Annotated in this window: 12 protein-coding genes and 7 pseudogenes; 16 read left to right on the top strand and 3 right to left on the bottom strand. The window is 57.3% G+C overall.

What is annotated here, in order from left to right; genetic code table 11:
- The first annotated feature begins 345 nt into the window (after positions 1–345).
- Entirely contained in the window at positions 346–1,065 is a 720-nt protein-coding gene (locus CO657_RS24845; protein WP_018328978.1) for a GntR family transcriptional regulator, read from the top strand.
- A gap of 58 nt (positions 1,066–1,123) precedes the next feature.
- Here the strand turns inward: CO657_RS24845 and CO657_RS24840 are convergent, their stop codons facing one another.
- Positions 1,124–2,389 carry a pyridoxal phosphate-dependent decarboxylase family protein gene (locus CO657_RS24840; RefSeq protein WP_054186031.1) on the bottom strand — a complete coding sequence of 422 codons (1,266 nt, stop codon included), beginning with the start codon at positions 2,387–2,389 and terminating at the stop codon, positions 1,124–1,126.
- A 702-nt stretch (positions 2,390–3,091) separates the two neighbouring features.
- Here CO657_RS24840 and CO657_RS37530 point away from each other — a divergent pair.
- The 8 genes and pseudogenes from CO657_RS37530 to CO657_RS24800 form a co-directional block, all read left to right on the top strand.
- A complete protein-coding gene (locus CO657_RS37530; RefSeq protein WP_245293081.1) occupies positions 3,092–3,799 on the top strand; it encodes an aspartate/glutamate racemase family protein in 708 nt (235 codons plus the stop codon).
- Positions 3,800–3,897: 98 nt separating this feature from the next.
- Entirely contained in the window at positions 3,898–5,067 is a 1,170-nt protein-coding gene (locus CO657_RS24830; protein ID WP_054186030.1) for a M24 family metallopeptidase, read from the top strand.
- A gap of 103 nt (positions 5,068–5,170) precedes the next feature.
- Positions 5,171–5,428 (top strand): annotated as a pseudogene (locus CO657_RS37165) (IS630 family transposase); the annotation flags it as partial.
- A 77-nt stretch (positions 5,429–5,505) separates the two neighbouring features.
- Positions 5,506–5,664, top strand: a pseudogene (locus tag CO657_RS24820) (IS5/IS1182 family transposase); the annotation flags it as partial.
- Positions 5,665–5,741: 77 nt separating this feature from the next.
- Positions 5,742–6,128 carry a transposase gene (locus CO657_RS24815; RefSeq protein ID WP_054186396.1) on the top strand — a complete coding sequence of 129 codons (387 nt, stop codon included), beginning with the start codon at positions 5,742–5,744 and terminating at the stop codon, positions 6,126–6,128.
- On the top strand, positions 6,125–6,469 hold the full coding sequence (gene tnpB, locus CO657_RS24810) for an IS66 family insertion sequence element accessory protein TnpB (protein ID WP_003495066.1): 345 nt from the start codon (positions 6,125–6,127) through the stop codon (positions 6,467–6,469). The genes CO657_RS24815 and tnpB overlap by 4 nt, the downstream gene beginning before the upstream one ends.
- A gap of 75 nt (positions 6,470–6,544) precedes the next feature.
- Positions 6,545–8,164 (top strand): IS66 family transposase, encoded by a 1,620-nt coding sequence (tnpC, locus tag CO657_RS24805; protein WP_128715578.1) that lies wholly within the window; start codon positions 6,545–6,547, stop codon positions 8,162–8,164.
- A 1-nt stretch (position 8,165) separates the two neighbouring features.
- Positions 8,166–8,877 (top strand): annotated as a pseudogene (locus CO657_RS24800) (IS5 family transposase); the annotation flags it as partial.
- Between the two features lie 171 nt (positions 8,878–9,048).
- On the opposite strand, the gene CO657_RS24795 reads toward CO657_RS24800, so the two are convergent.
- On the bottom strand, positions 9,049–9,516 hold the full coding sequence (locus CO657_RS24795) for an Lrp/AsnC family transcriptional regulator (RefSeq protein WP_054186315.1): 468 nt from the start codon (positions 9,514–9,516) through the stop codon (positions 9,049–9,051).
- A gap of 151 nt (positions 9,517–9,667) precedes the next feature.
- On the opposite strand from CO657_RS24795, the gene CO657_RS24790 reads away from it, so the two are divergent.
- The 7 genes and pseudogenes from CO657_RS24790 to CO657_RS24760 all read left to right on the top strand — a co-directional run.
- Positions 9,668–11,071 (top strand): aspartate aminotransferase family protein, encoded by a 1,404-nt coding sequence (locus CO657_RS24790; RefSeq protein ID WP_054186314.1) that lies wholly within the window; start codon positions 9,668–9,670, stop codon positions 11,069–11,071.
- Positions 11,072–11,210: 139 nt separating this feature from the next.
- Entirely contained in the window at positions 11,211–12,620 is a 1,410-nt protein-coding gene (locus CO657_RS24785; RefSeq protein WP_054186313.1) for an aldehyde dehydrogenase family protein, read from the top strand.
- A gap of 106 nt (positions 12,621–12,726) precedes the next feature.
- Positions 12,727–13,424 (top strand): annotated as a pseudogene (locus tag CO657_RS24780) (CoA transferase subunit A).
- Positions 13,425–13,441: 17 nt separating this feature from the next.
- Positions 13,442–14,050 (top strand): 3-oxoacid CoA-transferase subunit B, encoded by a 609-nt coding sequence (locus tag CO657_RS24775; RefSeq protein WP_054186312.1) that lies wholly within the window; start codon positions 13,442–13,444, stop codon positions 14,048–14,050.
- A gap of 23 nt (positions 14,051–14,073) precedes the next feature.
- Positions 14,074–14,412: pseudogene (locus tag CO657_RS24770) on the top strand (UPF0262 family protein); the annotation flags it as partial.
- A gap of 147 nt (positions 14,413–14,559) precedes the next feature.
- Positions 14,560–15,701: pseudogene (locus CO657_RS24765) on the top strand (Glu/Leu/Phe/Val family dehydrogenase); the annotation flags it as partial.
- A gap of 111 nt (positions 15,702–15,812) precedes the next feature.
- A pseudogene (locus tag CO657_RS24760) lies at positions 15,813–15,991 on the top strand (aspartate aminotransferase family protein); the annotation flags it as partial.
- On the opposite strand, the gene CO657_RS38290 reads toward CO657_RS24760, so the two are convergent.
- Positions 15,939–16,253 carry a GNAT family N-acetyltransferase gene (locus CO657_RS38290; protein WP_425349974.1) on the bottom strand — a complete coding sequence of 105 codons (315 nt, stop codon included), beginning with the start codon at positions 16,251–16,253 and terminating at the stop codon, positions 15,939–15,941. The pseudogene CO657_RS24760 and the gene CO657_RS38290 sit on opposite strands and share 53 nt — an antisense overlap.
- Between the last annotated feature and the right edge of the window lie 882 nt (positions 16,254–17,135).

Genomic DNA, 17,135 nt, shown 5'->3' with positions numbered 1-17,135 from the left:
TAGTCGTTGACCGGCACCGTATTACTTCGCCCGGTCAACGAAAATACGGGGCATCGCAGTGGGGACGTCGGAACGATGCAAATCCTGCCTATCGATGGACCTTCGAGAAGCAAAAGAGCTCAAGGGGAGAACTTCTATTCATCACTGCCTCACGTACACGATCCAGGACTGCCTCTGAAGGCCTTTTTACTCCGAGTGCGCGCACCTCGACATGGTCAACGAGAAAATAGGCAAATCTGCTCTAAGCCCGTTGGCGCCCTCCAAAGACGGTGCCAGTGGCTAGCTAAGGTGAATAGGATGATTTTGAGTCTGCAGCGTCTTGTTACAGATGCGTCGTCGATTTAAATGATTGATCAAAATAAGGAAGCCAGAGGTGGGAATTTGATCACGCCGACAACCGCCGTTTTGAGAGACCAGGTTTATGACCGATTAGGAGCGCTGATCCGCGGTGGCCATTTCTCTCCGGGCGAGAAAATCACTATTAGAGACCTTGCCAAGAACCTGTCTATGAGCCCGACACCTGTTCGTGAGGCCCTCTATCGCTTGATATCCGAGGGGGTCCTACAGGGTGAAGTGAACAGGTCCGCGGTTGTCCCCCTTTTGATGCCCGAGCAAATCGCCGAACTTAAGGATATCCGTCTGCACATTGAGTGCTTTGCCGCAGAGCGCGCTGCACTTAAGGGCACGCCAGAGATTGCAGACGCGTTACGCAAGACGTCGGAAAAACTGAAAACGGCTCGCGCTGCTGGCGATCGGCGTACCGACATTGCGCTGGTCTATAAATTTCAGTTTGAGCTCTATGCTGCGTGCAGCATGCCCGACCTTATCCGGATCATCAATTCCCTTTGGCTGAAGACGGGACCATATCTGAATTTGCTGTACCCCCACTATATTGCCTCGATATCAGCCGGGCGCGGCGACTGGCGGGAAAGGATCGCGAGCGGGGTCGAGAAAAGAGATGCCGCAGCCGTTGCCGAAGAGATACGGCTGGATATCGACCAGGCGCTGACCTACATCTCCAGTATCATCACGGCTGCGGCATTGTTGAATCAGACACGCGGCTAGCGTTGTAATTCACTCGGGGAGTAGCTGCCGCGGGTCCAGGTTACTCAACGTTCAATCCTCATTTGGTCCCGTAGGTTCCAATGAGGGAACGATCAAAGGATTTTTCGCCCGCGTTGAGCTGAGCAATAACGTCCCGAAGGTCCGTTAAATAGGCCTCCACCACTTCCCCAAAAGCGAGACTGAGAATACCCAAATTGATCGCGGGTGGATTGAGAGACGGTGCAACAGTATGCCAGCCCTTGGCAGCGAGACCTGCCGCAATATCGGCCGCGTCCAGCGACTTTGAACCGTAACTCATCACCGTAAGTTCGGGATCACCGTAAACAAACAAGTCCTCGATTGTCGGGATCTCGCGCATAAGCGTTTCACGTATCGTCCAGATTTGTTCTGCGATTTTGCAATAGCCTTCATTACCCAAGAACCGCATCACGGCCCAGGAAGCAGCAATGTTGGCGCCAGAACGGGTGCCGGCGAATGTGGATGTCACGTACCTTCCACGCGACCAGTTGTTGAAGTCAAACACCTGGTACTGCTGATACTCGGCATCTGAAAAGGCGACAATCGAAGCCCCCTTTGGAGCAAAGCCATATTTGTGCAAATCTGCAGAAATCGACTTTACGCCCTTTACTCGAAAGTCCCAAAGCGGGATCTGGTGTCCATTCTGCTCGGCGAATGGAGACAAAAAGCCGCCGACACAAGCGTCAGTGTGAAACCAGATATTTCGCTCCGATGCGAGGGCAGCAAGTTCCTCAATCTGATCGAAAACTCCCATGGTAAACTGCGGCGCCGATCCTGCCATTATGATCGTTTGTTCATCTAGAGCTGCCTTCAGCGCGGCGATGTCCGTTTTGAAGTCGTCACGCGGCATAATTCTCACGACTTCCAGGCCCAGGTACTTTGCTGCCTTGTCGAAGGCCGGGTGCGCACTGTGGGAAATGAGCATTTTCGGCTTGGTGACCTCGGGGCGAGTAACCTTGGCCCACTCCCGCGCAGTCTTCATAGCGATGAAAATACTTTCGGTTCCCCCCGACGTGATGCTCGCCACACCGCCAACCCCGTGAAAAAGGGAGAGGGCCCATTCGGCAACTTCCGACTCGAATTTCTTGATCGATGGAAATGCGCTGAGTCCCAACGCGTTTGTCGCGTGGAATTTTTCCAGAGCGATTTTACCGATGCGATCAACATCATCATTGGCGAAATGAACGTAAAAGCCCGGCAAACGTCCCGCTCTCCAGTCCACGTCGCCCTGCCTCGCGCACTCCATCGCCTGCCAAATTGCCGCTTCTTCCAGGCCTTTTTGCGGGAAAGTCATCTTTTTCGTCATCAGCTCCGTCTCCAGTGGTATGCCAAAGCTATAATAACGATATTACAACTTCAATGAAAATATATATCTTTTCTCCGCTGGGACAACGCACACGCAGCACGCTTGAGGGCAAACCTGGTCACCTGGCGACAGGGCTATAAGTGGTGGCGGCGGTAGCGGTTATATGTGAACCGGAGCTCCCTGCCGCCAATTTACAGGCTTCTCGGCGGCAAAAGGCGCATCGGCGCCAAAGATGGGAAGCGCACAGGACAGCGAGAAAGCCAGTCCACGCCGCCGGCGGCGCATCTCCATAGCGTGAATGCTGTGACCTGTTTCGAGATCGGCTAGTCAATTGTTCGGGCAGGCATTGCCGTTGACATGCTTCGAAACGAGGAATATTGTATCTCATAAGAACAAGTTTGTGATCACAGAAGGCGGGGAGCAGCGATCGAGCGGATCTTGGGAAGGCGCTATCGTCACGAGTCGAATATGGTTGAGCGCTTGCGACCTGTCGGCCACGGCTGAGCTGGGTTTGCGCTTCACCTTCGACCGGGTGCCGTCCTTTGTCCGAACACGAGACCTGACAAAGCCTGGAGGTATCAAAGCCATGATCAGCACCGCGGCGCGCGACATCTCTCGTGCCGCGGAGATGGCTGAAAGTGGTATCTGCGCGAGAGGCCTGCCGAAATGCGTACACGAGACAACTTTAGGGGAAAGTACTTCATGACTTCACGAACGACACGGTCTCTCGGAATTCTAACCCTCGAACGAGGGGTACCGCCGGGGGGCAAGCCGCCGACGCCCGCGCCCGGCTCGATACTCAATCCGTCTTCGTTTGAATTCCCAGCGATCCAGGAGATCGTAGCGGGAGCTTGGGTTGAAAATGTCGTTTCTGGTGATCCGGCACTCGAGCCAGCCTATATAGCGGCCGCCAACCGCTTGGTCGAACGAGGTGCTGTCGCGATAAGCTCAACTTGCGGCTTCTCAATCCGACATCAATCGGCGGTGGCGGCCGCTGTCAAAGTGCCTGTTGTTATGTCAAGCCTGATCCTGTTGCCAGCACTGCTACGGCAAGTGCCGTCGCCGGGCAAAATCGCTGTCTTGACCTATGACTCGAAGCATCTGAGCGAAGACTTGCTTGGGGTTGCTGACCCAGCCGAGCGGGCGCGGGTCGTGATTGGAGGCATTGAAGGCGGTAAGTATTGGCATGACGAGCTAAAGCGTCCAGCGCCACCAATGGACATCAAAGCGATCGAGTCAGATGTTGCCGACTGCATCGCACGGCTCCGGGGCGCGCATCCCGAGATAGCAGTTATTCTGTTCGAATGCGCGGGATTTCCGACGGTCGCGTCCGCGATCCGGCGAACCGCGAACCTGCCCGTTTACGACATCACCGATCTTTGCCGGATGACAATGGCATCCATAGCCTGAGTTGCGCAGAAAAAGGTCGGGCTGGGTTTCCGAAATCAGTTCACAATGACGCAGTGAGAGCTTGTGCGTTCAACTGCAATAAGAAAGGAAGTTACCTCATGACAATGCCAAAAGGACCGCAAGCGTTTCCACGGGCCGAGTATCTGCGAAGGCTGGCCCTTGTTAAGGCTAAAATGGAACAACGCGAGGTCACTTCGTTACTGATCACCTCCCCTGCAGACATCACTTATCTATGTGGTTACACAGCCAAGTCGGCGTACATTCCACAAGGCCTCGTCATCTCCTTGAAAGATGAAGAGCCAACTTTCTTGACGCGTCGTATGGATGCGCCGGCGGCGGTGCATCAAACGTTTATGGAAAGGGACCGGGTAATTGGTTACCCCGAAGCTCTGATCGCTGACCCTGACAAGGACGGCTTCGACGCTCTAATTAATTTCCTGCGAGACGACGGCCTCGGTGGTGGGAGATTAGCGCTTGAAAACAACTTACTCTCGGCGAAGTTGATCGACAGGTTCCAGGCCGGGGCTCCGGGGACAAAATTAGCAGACTTCAGCAACGAAGTGCCCTGGATCCGACTGGTCAAGTCAGATCTTGAAATCGAGATGATGCTAGAAGCCGCCGCGATTACGGACGCAGGAATGCTGACAGGGAAAGAAGTAATGCGTCCGGGCGTAAGAGAGGCGGATGCTGCTGCAGAAATCATCGCGACGCTGGTTCGCGGCGTCAATGGCAAAGTCGGCACAGATTTGAGGCGAGTTTTCATTTGTGCCTCGCCGCGTTCGGGCACTGCGCACATTATCTGGACCGAAGATGTTTTCCGCCAGGGATCGCAAATTAACCTTGAGATGGGCGGTGTACGTCACGGTTATGTCTCGGCCCTGATGCGGACCTACTCGATCGGTAAGCCGTCAGATCGCCTTCGCCGGGTCCACGACGCCGAGGTTGCTGGCATGGAGGCCGCACTTTCTGCCGTCAAACCGGGCGCCACCTGTGGCGATGTCGCCGTCGCTTTCAACACCACGCTAAAGAAGCATGGACTAGAGAAAGAATCGCGATGCGGCTATGCGATCGGGATTGACTGGACCGAACCTACGGCCAGCCTGAGGGAGGATGACCATACGGTGCTTCAGCCGAACATGACGTTCCACCTGATGCTAGGGAATTGGATTGACGAAGACTTCGGCTACGTGATCAGCGAAACATTTCGTGTTACCGAAAGCGGTGCCGAGACCTTCTCCGCACTTCCGCGGGAGATTTTCGAAATCTAGACCGCTTCCATTTTCAGCTGAATCGGTAGGAATTTCGATTTTTAGCTATCTGTGATTCAAGATGCTGGCTAGAGTGGAAGCCAGCATCCTATGACTCGACTTCATTTCAAATGATCTTCATAATCGTGTTGTTGATGCAACTGAAGCCGGCGAAATCTGCCGGTCGGTGGTGGCGCGGTTCGGTATTGCGGTGTCTTCAGCGATGAAGTGACTTAACGTTACCGTCCCAGGGGATCTGTCGCGCCTGGGAAGATGGGCGGTCACCGCAAGCGTGTTCCTGAGTCGTACCGGGCGTTTATCGCCGAAGGTATCCCACGACACCGTATGGCAATTCCCGCGGCGCGAGGGGCTGCGGTTAAGAGGCTGCCCCAAAAAGATTTGAGTGATTTCAGCCAGTTGTGATTCCTTCGGATTTGCGAAGATTCGATGGAATGCACAATGGCCTGGACTGAAACCACCCGACAGGAATATGTCCGTCGGACGAGCCGATATGCAAGCGATGTTACCGATCGCGAATGGGAATTTATTGCGCCGTTCATGCCCGCGCCACGACGTCTGGGCCGGCCACGCAAGACCGATCTGCGCGAGGTTTTAAACGTAAGCGCGTAGGCCACCCCACGTATCTTTCGGACTGCTGATCGGCGATTTTCTGCGTGAGTCATGCGGAGAGTCCTATGAGTGATAGTGTGAATCAGCCTCGAACCTTTGAGGTTTTGACGGCAGAACCCGTCCGGCGTCGCCGCAAGCCGCGTGACTGGTCGGATGACGAAAAAGCGCGGATCGTCGCCGCGACGCTGCAGCCTGGGGCCAATGTCTCGGCGGTTGCCCGGTCTGAAGGCCTGGATCCGTCGCAGCTTTATGGATGGCGTCGCAAGGCACTGGCATCGGGCGTTGTTGCGCCCCTGACGGCGGGAACGGGCAAGCAGATCAAGTTCGCGCGGGTTGAAACGGTAAGCAACGGTTCGGTCGATATTGTCATTGCGGATATGGTCGTGCGCGTCGGCGGCGATTTTGACCCCGATCACCTGGTGAAGGTTCTGCGGGCGGTTCGCAAGGCATGATCGCTTCGGGTGTGGTGGTCTATGTGTCGTGCCAGCCGGTCGACTTCCGCAAGGGAGCCGCCTCTTTGATGGCGCTGGTGCGGGATGGCGGTCTCGATCCCTTCAATGGCGCGCTTTACGTCTTCCGGTCGAAACGGGCCGATCGTATTCGCATTGTCTGGTGGGATGGCAGTGGGGTCTGCCTCTATTCGAAAACCCTGGAAGATCAGGGCTTCTGCTGGCCGGGCATATCGGCGGCACGGATCCGTCTGGACCATTCTCAGCTGATGGCGTTGCTGGCCGGAATGGATTGGAAAAAGATCCGCCCGACCAAGGTCAGGCGCCCCTTGTTGACGGGCTGACAGCGCCTGCGGCAAGATGAATCATGCCGCTGTAATGGTTGGGAAAACGGCTGTTTTTGTGCTCTACTTATTGCCATGGATTTGCCCCCTCACGACCTGCCGGACGACGTTGACGCACTGAAGGCGATGGTCCTCGCGATGGCGCGCGAGCAGGCTGCGAAAGAAGCCCGACTGAAGGCCGCTGAAGCTGAGATCGCCCGGCTGGAGGCGGTGGAGAAGAGCGCCAACGAGCGGATTGCCAACCTCACATCGATCTTGAAGGTTCTGCAGCGCACCCAACATGGCACCCGTTCCGAGCGACTGCGCCTTGGCGTCAACGACGAACAGGTGTCCTTTGCCTTCGAGGAAGTCGAGACCGGCCTTTCGGCAATCCAGAGCGAGCTTGATCACGCGGCCAAGGACAAGCCGAAACGGGCAGCACGTCCGCGCAAGGGTTTTGCCGCTCATCTCGAACGCATCGAGGAAGTGATCGAGCCGGAGATCCCTGCTGAATACGTGGGCTTGGAAAAGGTCCTGATCGGTGAGGATCGCTCCGAACGGCTGGATGTCGTGCCGCCGAAGTTCCGGGTCATCGTGACGCGCCGCCCCAAATACACCTTCCGCGGCCACGATGGCGTGCTCCAGGCTTTGGCACCGGCGCACATCATCGAAAGCGGCCTGCCGACGGAGCGGCTGCTCGCCTATATCGCCGTCTCCAAATACGCCGACGGCCTTCCGCTTTACCGGCAGGAGGCAATCTATCTACGCGACGGTGTCGAGATCAGCCGATCGTTGATGGCCCAGTGGATGGGGCATCTGGGCTTCGAACTTCAGATTTGCGCCGATTACATCCTTGAGCGCGTCAAGGAGGGTGAAAGGATCTTCGCCGACGAAACGACCTTACCCACTCTTGCGCCCGGCTCGGGGAAAACGACGAAGGCCTGGCTTTGGGCTTATGCTCGCGATGATAGACCCTATGGTGGAACCAGCCCGCCGATGGTGGCCTATCGGTTTGAGGACAGTAGGGGCGCTGACTGCGTGGTGCGTCATCTCGCCGGATTCAGCGGCATCCTGCAAGTTGACGGCTACTCGGCCTATACCAGTCTCGCCAAGACGCGTGCCAAAGACGGCAGCAATGAAACGATCCGGCTCGCAGGATGCTGGGCGCATCTTCGCCGCAAGTTTTACGACCTTCACATCAGTGGTGTCTCAAAGGCTGCAACGGACACGATCATCGCGATGACCGAGCTGTGGCGCATCGAGGATGAGGTCCGCGGTCGGGATGCCGACAGCCGTTCCATGCTGCGTCAGGAAAAATCTGCAACCATCGTCTCCGAACTCTTTGATCTTTGGGAGAAGGAGCTGGGCAAGGTCTCTGGCAAGTCCAAGACCGCCGAAGCAATCCGTTACGCGCTCACCCGGCGCGAAGCACTGGAGCGCTTCCTGACGGACGGCCGGATCGAAATTGACTCCAATATCGTCGAGCGCGCGATCAGGCCCCAAACAATTACGAGAAAGAACAGTCTATTCGCCGGCAGCGAGGGTGGTGGACGCACATGGGCGACCGTCGCCACCCTCTTGCAGACAGCCAAGATGAACAACGTCGATCCGCTCGACTGGCTCTCCCAGACATTGACCCGCATCGCTCAAGGCTGGCCGGTATCCGAGCTCGAGGCGCTTATGCCGTGGAACTTCAGGCCTGACGCCATCAGCTAACCGCTTACTTTTAAACGCCCTTCTCTATATCGCTTCGACAGGCTGCCAGTGGCGGATGCTGCCCAAGGACTTCCGCCCTGTCCAACGGTGCAGCGGTATTTCTATGAATGGGGGCAATGGGTCTTTGGCCACGGATCAACCATCACCTCGTCATGGAGGCGCGGGAGCTGGATGGGAAAGAAGCTTCACCGACGGCTGGTGCCATTGACAGCCAAAGCGTCAAGACTACTGAAAGCGGCGGTATTCGGGGCTTTGATGCGGGCAAGACCGCGACAAACTGCGTTTGCGCTGAGATTAATGGCCGCAAGCGTCATATCATCGTGGATACGCTCGGGCTGATGGTTGGTCTCATGGTGCACAGCGCTGATATCCAGGACCGCGACGGGGCTCCCGATCTTCTGAAGTCCATCCGCAACCGATGGCCGTGGCTCCTTCATGTCTTCGCCGATGGCGGCTATGCAGGCGACAAGCTGAAAAAGCGGCTGCAGAAAATAGGAAAGTGGACACTCGAAATCATCAAGCGTACCGACAAGGCCAAGGGTTTCGAAATCCTGCCGCGTCGCTGGGTCGTCGAACGGACGTTTGCGTGGTTGGGTCGATGCCGCAGGCTGGCCAAGGACTTCGAGACATCCATCGCTTCAGCAGAAGCCTGGATAACCATCGCTCACATCCGAATGCTCACCAGGCGGCTGGCAAGATACGGATATCGTTGAAACCTTTTCGAGTCCACTCTTAGTCCTTCCACGCTCTTTTAGACGAGGTGAAATCGCTCGCAAGTGGGGCTCAATGCCGACAAAGTGGGGGCATGCTCACTTGGTTGTCATAGCTCAGCACTGCTTCATCTTCGGAAAAACATGCGAGGGCTCAGTGATGCAACAATCAGATTAAACTTTGATCGGCAGAGCAAAACTCGCTTTTACGCGATCCATGACAACCATCGTCTTAAAACCCTTGATATCATGATTCTCGTAAAAGAAACGACGGGTGAATTGTTCATACTCTTCCAAATCCCTCGCAGTGACGATCAGCAAGAAGTCGGCATCTCCCGTGACGTAATATCCGATCATAACTTCGCTTGTATTGCGTATAGCTGCTTTGAATCGATCGACGATATCCGCTCTTTCGCGCTCGAGCGAAACAAGCACAATCATAGTGACCTGTCTACCCACAGCCCTTGGTGACAGAATCGAGACGTCTGCCTCAATCACGCCCTTTGCCCGAAGTCGCTTTAAGCGACGCTGACATGCTGTTGGGGAAAGATTGACCAAACCCGCCAGCTCTTCTGATGTAAGACGGTTGTTACTCTGAACTGCTTGTAAAAGCGAGAGGTCTGCACGATCAAGGACAGTCATTCGAAAACCTGCGTAAAAAAAACAAAAAATGCAGGAATCCTGCATAAATCCAATTTAAACAACCGTCAAAGACTTTGTGCAGGGTTTAAGTTAACTTTACAAAATTTGGACGGTGCGGATGCGCCTAGATCGCGAGCCAAGAGGATCAACAGTGGCCATCAATATCAAAGACATCGCTGACAAGGATCGCAATACGGTCCTGCATCCTTTCACGCAACTCAGGGATTTTGCGACCGGGAAACTTGGCGAGCCGACGATCGTCGAGACGGGAAAAGGAATCCGCATCCAGGATGCGCACGGCAATCAGTTGATCGACGGTTTTGCGGGTCTTTACTGCGTCAATGTCGGCTATGGCCGCACCGAGGTCGCCGAGGCCATCTCCCGCCAAGCCTATCGTCTGGCCTATTACCACTCCTACGCCGCCCATACGACCGACGAGCTTGCGATCCTCTCCGATCGCCTGGTGAAGATGGCACCCGGCAAGATGAGCAAGGTCTTCTACGGCATGTCCGGTTCGGACGCCAACGAGACCCAGGCCAAGCTCGTCTGGTACTACAACAACCTCCGCGGCAAACCGACGAAGAAGAAGATCATCTCGCGCGAACGCGGCTATCACGGCTGCAGCGTCGTCTCAGGCTCGATGACCGGGATGAGCTTCTATCACGATCATATGGATCTGCCGTTGCCGCAGATCGATCACACCGGTGTTCCCCACCATTACTGGAGCGCCAACCCGGGCGAGACCGAACGTGAATTTTCGGCCCGCCGTGCGGCCGAGCTCGACGAGATGATCGAGACGCTCGGACCGGACAATGTCGGTGCTTTCATTGCTGAGCCGGTGCTTGGTACTGGTGGAATCACGCCGCCGCCGGAAGGCTATTGGGAGGCGATCCAGGCGGTGCTCAAAAAGCACGACGTGCTTTTGATCGCCGACGAAGTCATCACCGGCTTCGGCCGCACCGGCTCGATGTTCGGCTCGCAGCATTACTGCATCGAACCCGACCTGATCACCGTCGCCAAGGGCCTCACTTCGGCCTATTTCCCGCTTTCGGCCTCGATCGTCGGTGAGAAGGTCTACAAAGTCATGGAAGAGGGGGCTGACAAGGTCGGCGCCTTCTCGCACGGCTACACCTATTCCGGCCACCCCATCGGCGCGGCGGCCGCAAACGCGGTGCTCGATATCGTCGAGAGGGAAAACCTGCCCGGCAATGCCCGCGAGGTTGGCGCCTATTTCCAGGCCCAGCTCAAGGAGAAGTTCGCACAGCTGCCGATCGTCGGTGAAGTGCGTGGCGTTGGCCTGATGGGAGCCATCGAGTTTGTTGGCGATCGCGAGAACAAGAAGCGCTTCGATCCATCGCTGAAGGTCGGTGCCCGCGTCTCCAAGGCTGCTCGCGATCGTGGCCTCATTGCACGCGCCATGCCGCATGGCGACATCCTGGGCTTCGCGCCGCCGCTCGTCACCACCAAGGCAGAGATCGACGAGATCGTCTCCATTGCCGAAAAGGCCGTGCGCTCGGTGATGGACGATCTCGTCCGCGACGGTCAGAAGATCTGACGGACAAGCGGTCGGCGGATTCCGACCGCAGCCATCGCATCCATTGAATTGAGAGCAGGGCAGGCATTCTCCGTGCCCTGGCTGAGAAACTCTGCCCGTCGCACAGATGGTGCATCATCACGCAAGAGGAAGCCCGCCTATGACCGCTGCCAAACTTCATATAACCACCAGCTTGGCGCCGATCACTGTTCACAGCCCCTATGACGGGTCTGTGCTGGGAACGGTTGACGCCACTGCTGCAAGCGAAATTGGCGAACTCCTGGCCCGCGCTCGTCGCGGGGCTGAGCTTTGCAGCAAGCTGCCGAGACACAAGCGCGCCAGCATCCTGGAAGGGACCGCGCAGATCATCGAGAGCCGCCGCGAGGCGTTTGCCGAAACCATCGTGCGCGAAGCCGGCAAGACGATTGTTCAGGCGCGCAAGGAAGTGCTTCGTTGTGTCAACACGCTGAAGCTGTCTGCTGAAGAGGCAAAGCGCAATGCCGGTGAGATCGTGCCGTTTGATGCCTACGTCGGATCGGAACAGCGGCAGGGTTGGTTCACCCGCGAGCCGCTCGGCATCATCACCGCGATTACACCCTACAATGATCCACTGAACCTGGTCGCGCACAAGCTTGGCCCTGCGATCGCCGGCGGCAACGCAGTGCTGCTGAAGCCATCGAACCTGACGCCGTTTTCCTCGATCAATCTTGTCGCTGTGCTGAACGAAGCTGGCTTGCCGCCGGAGATCATTACCGTCGTTCACGGCGATCGCGAAATCGTCACAGCTCTCATCTCTGCACGGGACGTCCGCATGGTTTCCTTCACCGGTGGGTTTGCCACGGGAGAGGCAATCAGCCGTAAAGCGGGCCTCAAGAAGCTCGCAATGGAGCTTGGCGGCAATGCGCCAGTCATCGTCATGAATGACTGCGAGTTTGACAAGGCCGTCGAAGGATGCGTGTCCGGCGCCTTCTGGGCAGCCGGCCAAAACTGCATCGGTGCCCAACGTGTTTTGGTGCAGACAGAGATTTATGAACGTTTCCGGGACGCTTTCGTGGCCGCGACGAACAAGCTCAAGGCGGGCGATCCGCTGAAGGAGGACACAGATGTCGGTCCGATGATCTCCAAGGAGGTGGCCCAACGCACCGAAGCCGCTGTCAATGACGCCATCGCCGCCGGCGCGAAACTGCTCTGCGGTCACGAGCGAGAAGGATCGCTCTATCACCCGACGGTGCTGGAAGGCACGCCTATCACCTGCCGCCTGTGGCACGAGGAAGTGTTTGCGCCTGTGGTCATGCTTGCGCCTTTTGCGACGCTCGATGAAGCGATCGAGCTGGCCAATGAACCCGAATACAGCCTGCACGCCGGCATCTTCACCAGCAACCTCACTGTCGCACTTGAAGCCGCAGGCAGAGTCGAGGCTGGCGGAGTGATGATCAACGACTCCTCAGACTATCGCTTCGATGCCATGCCTTTCGGCGGCTCCAAATACGGCAGCATGGGCAGGGAGGGCGTGCGCTTCGCCTATGAAGATATGACCCAGCCGAAGGTGGTTTGCATCAATCGTGGGTGAACGAGACCTCGCCGCTGTTTGATACCGCTGCCGGTCTTCCGAAACTAAGGGAATGAATTCAGGCGGCGCCTAGGCGCCCCAATAGTTGAACCTGACGAGAAGAAGTATGAACAAAATCCTCGACAATCCGACGTCGGCGCTTGAGGGCTTGCTATTCGACGGCATTTTCATCGCCGCAGGCGGTTTCGGCCTTTGCGGCATTCCGGAACTGCTGATTGACGCGATCCGCGAGGCGGGTACCAAGGACCTGACGATCGCCTCGAACAATTGCGGCGTCGACGACTTCGGCCTCGGCCTGCTGCTGAAGACCAAGCAGATCAAGAGGATGATCTCGTCTTATGTCGGTGGGAACGCAGAGTTCATGCGGCAATATCTCAGCGGCGAACTTGAGCTCGAGTTCAATCCGCAGGGAACGCTTGCCGAGCGGATGCGGGCCGGCGGCGCCGGCATTGCCGGCTTCTATACCAAGACCGGTGTTGGCACCGTCGTTTCCAAAGGAAAAGAACTCAAGGTCTTTGATGGAGACGTCTTCGTTCTCGAAACCGGCATCGTCGCCGACCTGTCGATCGTCAAGGCCTGAAGGCTGACACATCGGGCAATCTCATCTTCCGCAAGACCGCGCGCAACTTTAACCCGCCGGCTGCCACCTGCGGCAGGATCTGTGTCGCCGAAGTCGAGGAGATCGTGCCGGTCGGCAACCTCGATCCCGATCACATCCATGTGCCGGGCATCTACGTGCATCGCCTGATCCAGGGTCAGCACGAGAAACGTATCGAACAGCGCACGACACGCCCGGCGGCTTGAAGGGCAGGGGACGAGACATGGCCTGGGACAGAAACCAGATGGCGGCGCGTGCTGCCCGCGAACTCGAAGATGGCACCTACGTCAATCTCGGCATCGGCATTCCGACGCTGGTCGCCAACTACATCCCTGAAGGCGTCCATGTGACGCTGCAGTCGGAGAATGGCTTGCTCGGCATCGGTCCCTTTCCAACCGAAGGTCAGATTGACGCGGATCTCATCAATGCCGGCAAGCAGACGGTGACGGCATTGCCGCATTCGGCTTTCTTCGATTCGGCGCAGAGCAAGATCGCCATGGCAATCCTCGGCGCCATGGAAGTCGCTGAGAACGTCGACCTCGCTAACTGGATGATACCCTGGAAGCTCGTCAAGGGCATGGGTGGCGCGATGGATCTGGTCGCTGGTGTGAAGCGGGTGGTGGTCGTCATGGATCACACCAACAAGGCCGGCGAATCCAAGGTGCTGAAGGCGTGCACCCTGCCGCTGACCGGACAAAGCGTCGTCGATCGGATCATCACCAATCTTGGTGTGCTCGACGCCGTCGATGGCGGACTGAAGCTGGTCGAGCTTGCCGAGGGCGTCACCGACGGCGAGATCCGCAGCGCCACCGAGGCGACTATTGTCAACTAGGCCTGTGGCTAATGCCGAAACGTGGAGCCGGCCGCTGCCGGCTTCGCAAGACCATTGGGCGCCTGGCATTGCATGTTGCTGTTGATCAGGGCGGGCATGTTGTCAGTCACTACCTGTCGCTCACGCCCTTTCGCCGCTTGCTGAAAGACTACACCCGCATCTGCGAGAGTTACTATGACGCTGTTCGCCACTCTGGGCCTGAGCGCCTTGAGGCAATCGATATGGGCCGGCGTGGCGTTCATAATGAGGCCGCCGAATTGCTGAAAAGCCGGCTGTCAGCGAAACTGAAGATCGACAACGACACCGCCCGACGCCTGTTCACGCTGATCTACGCCCTGCTCGTTCGCAATGCCGACCGATGAATTTTGTGCAGCTGAAACAGCCGCGGCCGAGACTTTCCCAGCTAGGAGGAACGCCAAGTGAACGCAATACCACAACGCGATGTACAGCTCGGAGAGACCAGCTCTGCGGGCTTCCTGGATAGCGTTGATCAGAACTTCCGTCATGAGATGACCTTCCTCGATCTGCCGGAAGGCCTGTCGGAGCGGATCATGCAGTGCAACTCGACCTATACTGTCCGGTTCGGCGTTCGCCTGCGCGGCCGCATGTACAGCTTCGTCGGGTGGCGATCGGTCCACAGCGACTGTGAGCCGGTGAAGGGTGGCATCCGCTACGCGTCGAACGCCGACGCTGAAGAGGTCGAAGCGCTGGCAGCGCTGATGACGCTTAAATGCTCGCTGGTTGATGTGCCGTTCGGCGGCTCGAAGGGCGCGCTGAAGATCGATCCGCGCGAATGGACGCCGCAGGAGCTCGAGCGCATCACCCGCCGCTTCACGCAGGAACTCAACAAACGCGGCCTGATCGGCCCCGGCGTCAACGTCCCAGCTCCCGACATTGGTACGGGCGAGCGGGAGATGGCCTGGATGATGGACGAGTTTCGCCGCGCCAATCCGACTGATGTGATCAATGCCCGCGCCTGCGTGACCGGCAAGCCGCTGTCGAAGGGGGTATCGCCGGTCGCACCGAAGCAACCGGTCGAGGTGTCCAATTCGCCATCCAGAGCTATCTCCAGGATCCGCGCACCGCCGGATTGAGCGGCAAGCGTGATCTGAAGGGTGCGGCCGTCATCGTTCAGGGCTTCGGCAATGTCGGCTACCATGCGGCAAGGTTCCTCTCCGAAGAGAATGGTGCTCGGATAACCGTCGTCGCTGAACGGGACGGCTATGTCGCCAATGCCGACGGCCTGCCAATCGAGGCGCTGAAGCAACATCAGAACAAAACTGGCAGCATCCTCGGTTTCGAGGGCGCCACCTCATTTCCCGGCGATATGAAGGGCATCGAGCAGCCATGCGACATCCTCATCCCGGCGGCGATGGAAAATGCGATCCATGCGGGCAACGCGGAGTGCATCAAGGCGCGTCTCGTGGTCGAAGCGGCCAACGGACCGGTATCTTTCGAGGCCGACAGAGCACTGCGCACCCGCGGGATCATTATTCTACCCGATCTTTACGTGAATGCCGGCGGCGTCGTTGTCAGCTACTTCGAGTGGGTGAAGAACCTGACGCATATTCCCTTCGGCCGGATGGAACGGCGCCGGCGCGAGCGGCGTAACCAGACGATTGCCGCGACGCTGGAACGCAGGGCCGGCAGGACAGACCAAATTGAAGACGCAGTCGGGTGTGTAGGTATGACGGTCGGCCACCGTTGTACAGCGAGCCGCGCGAAACCCGCACTCTGCTTGGCAGCACCGTAACATGGCTCTCATCCTTTTAGGCATCTCAAAGATTTCGCAACGGGCAACTTGGTGAGCCGACGATCGTGGAGCGGGTAAGCATCGAGGACGCCCGCGGCAACCAGCTGATCGACGACTTCGCTGGTCTCTACTGCTTCAACGTTGGCTACGGGCGCATCGAGGTCGCGGAAGCGATTGCGCGTCGGGCCTAATCGCCTGGCCTACAGAATCCGTCATCGCCGGCTTTTGAATAAGGTAGCGAACCGGCGCAAAGCGTGGATTTGCTGCGATTATTCTATTCAGGTCTTGTTGCCTTACCTCGAAGCAGCGCGTCAGTTGGTCGCCAAACCACCTGTCACCGATCTGCCGGAATCCCATCTTTCCAACTGAACGCAAGGAACGCTGGTTCTCAGGCCGAACAAAGCACAGGACTCGCGGTGCTGCCAGGGTCGTGAAGGCAAAATCAAGGATGGCACATCCCGCTTCTGGAGCATATTCATTGCCGGATGCGGCCTGGTGAAAGCATGCGCTGAGCTAGGTGGCGTTGTCCAAGGAAGCGGCCTTCCTGGCTGGCGCCGTCGCGTTCGAATACTGCAAAGAGACCGATTCCATACCTATCCCAATCGGCACGGGACTTCTTGAACTCGGCACATGTGTCTGCAAAGGACGGAGGCTTGCCGTCATATATGGCATTCGCAACGAAAGGATCGGCATGAAGTGCATGAAATCGCAGCAGGTCCCATGGTGTGGTTAGCGGGCGCAAATATAGTCGCGCGGTTTCCAGAGTCACCTGCATTGCACGTGCCCTACCGCGCGGGGCAGACTGCCAGCGCGCTGTTGTGCCTCTCGGACCAGGACCACCCAACCCAATGTGACGATGTCCTCTGTGAGCTTGAGCACGAGACTCTTTCTCCTGAAGGTGACGCAGACGTATCAGCGGATGTCAATGCATGTACCGTGCCAACGGAAACCACCAACCATGGCTCTGAAACCGCGATGTCGAATGCCTCTCTTCGAACGACGCTGAAACGACTGAACAGCCCGTGGAATCAGCTTCCCCCAGCAGCGTCAGGTCCGGTTGTTTCCTCTGAAAGAGCCAATCAACGAACTGTCGAGTTTCTCGAGGCCGAGACGCGACGATGTCCTCTATGATACCGCGCACGCTCTTAATCTATTGAATGATTGAAGATAATTGTTTGTTTCTTTCCGGCCAACTTGCGGTGGTCCAAAAGCGCCGAGAGCCATCGCTTGATACTTTAGATTGGTTCCACACATTGGCTGCAAGGTCACGCCAGAGCGAAGAATTCACGGAGCCGCCATAGGTCTGGAAGCCAGTTGGGCGCCTTACGGTTC

It is taken from the genome of Rhizobium acidisoli, from assembly GCF_002531755.2.
In the GTDB taxonomy this organism is placed as follows: domain Bacteria; phylum Pseudomonadota; class Alphaproteobacteria; order Rhizobiales; family Rhizobiaceae; genus Rhizobium; species Rhizobium acidisoli.
Note: the sequence above shows the minus strand (reverse complement) of the source record. Positions and strands in the feature narration are given on the sequence as shown.

Bases quoted from the DNA above. Each gene is read 5' to 3' on its own strand.
- CO657_RS24845 (WP_018328978.1), top strand. From the start codon at position 346: ATGATTGATCAAAATAAGGAAGCCAGAGGTGGGAATTTGATCACGCCG.
- CO657_RS24840 (WP_054186031.1), bottom strand. From the start codon at position 2,389: ATGACGAAAAAGATGACTTTCCCGCAAAAAGGCCTGGAAGAAGCGGCA.
- CO657_RS37530 (WP_245293081.1), top strand. From the start codon at position 3,092: ATGACTTCACGAACGACACGGTCTCTCGGAATTCTAACCCTCGAACGA.
- CO657_RS24830 (WP_054186030.1), top strand. From the start codon at position 3,898: ATGACAATGCCAAAAGGACCGCAAGCGTTTCCACGGGCCGAGTATCTG.
- CO657_RS24815 (WP_054186396.1), top strand. From the start codon at position 5,742: ATGAGTGATAGTGTGAATCAGCCTCGAACCTTTGAGGTTTTGACGGCA.
- tnpB (WP_003495066.1), top strand. From the start codon at position 6,125: ATGATCGCTTCGGGTGTGGTGGTCTATGTGTCGTGCCAGCCGGTCGAC.
- tnpC (WP_128715578.1), top strand. From the start codon at position 6,545: ATGGATTTGCCCCCTCACGACCTGCCGGACGACGTTGACGCACTGAAG.
- CO657_RS24795 (WP_054186315.1), bottom strand. From the start codon at position 9,516: ATGACTGTCCTTGATCGTGCAGACCTCTCGCTTTTACAAGCAGTTCAG.
- CO657_RS24785 (WP_054186313.1), top strand. From the start codon at position 11,211: ATGACCGCTGCCAAACTTCATATAACCACCAGCTTGGCGCCGATCACT.
- CO657_RS24775 (WP_054186312.1), top strand. From the start codon at position 13,442: ATGGCCTGGGACAGAAACCAGATGGCGGCGCGTGCTGCCCGCGAACTC.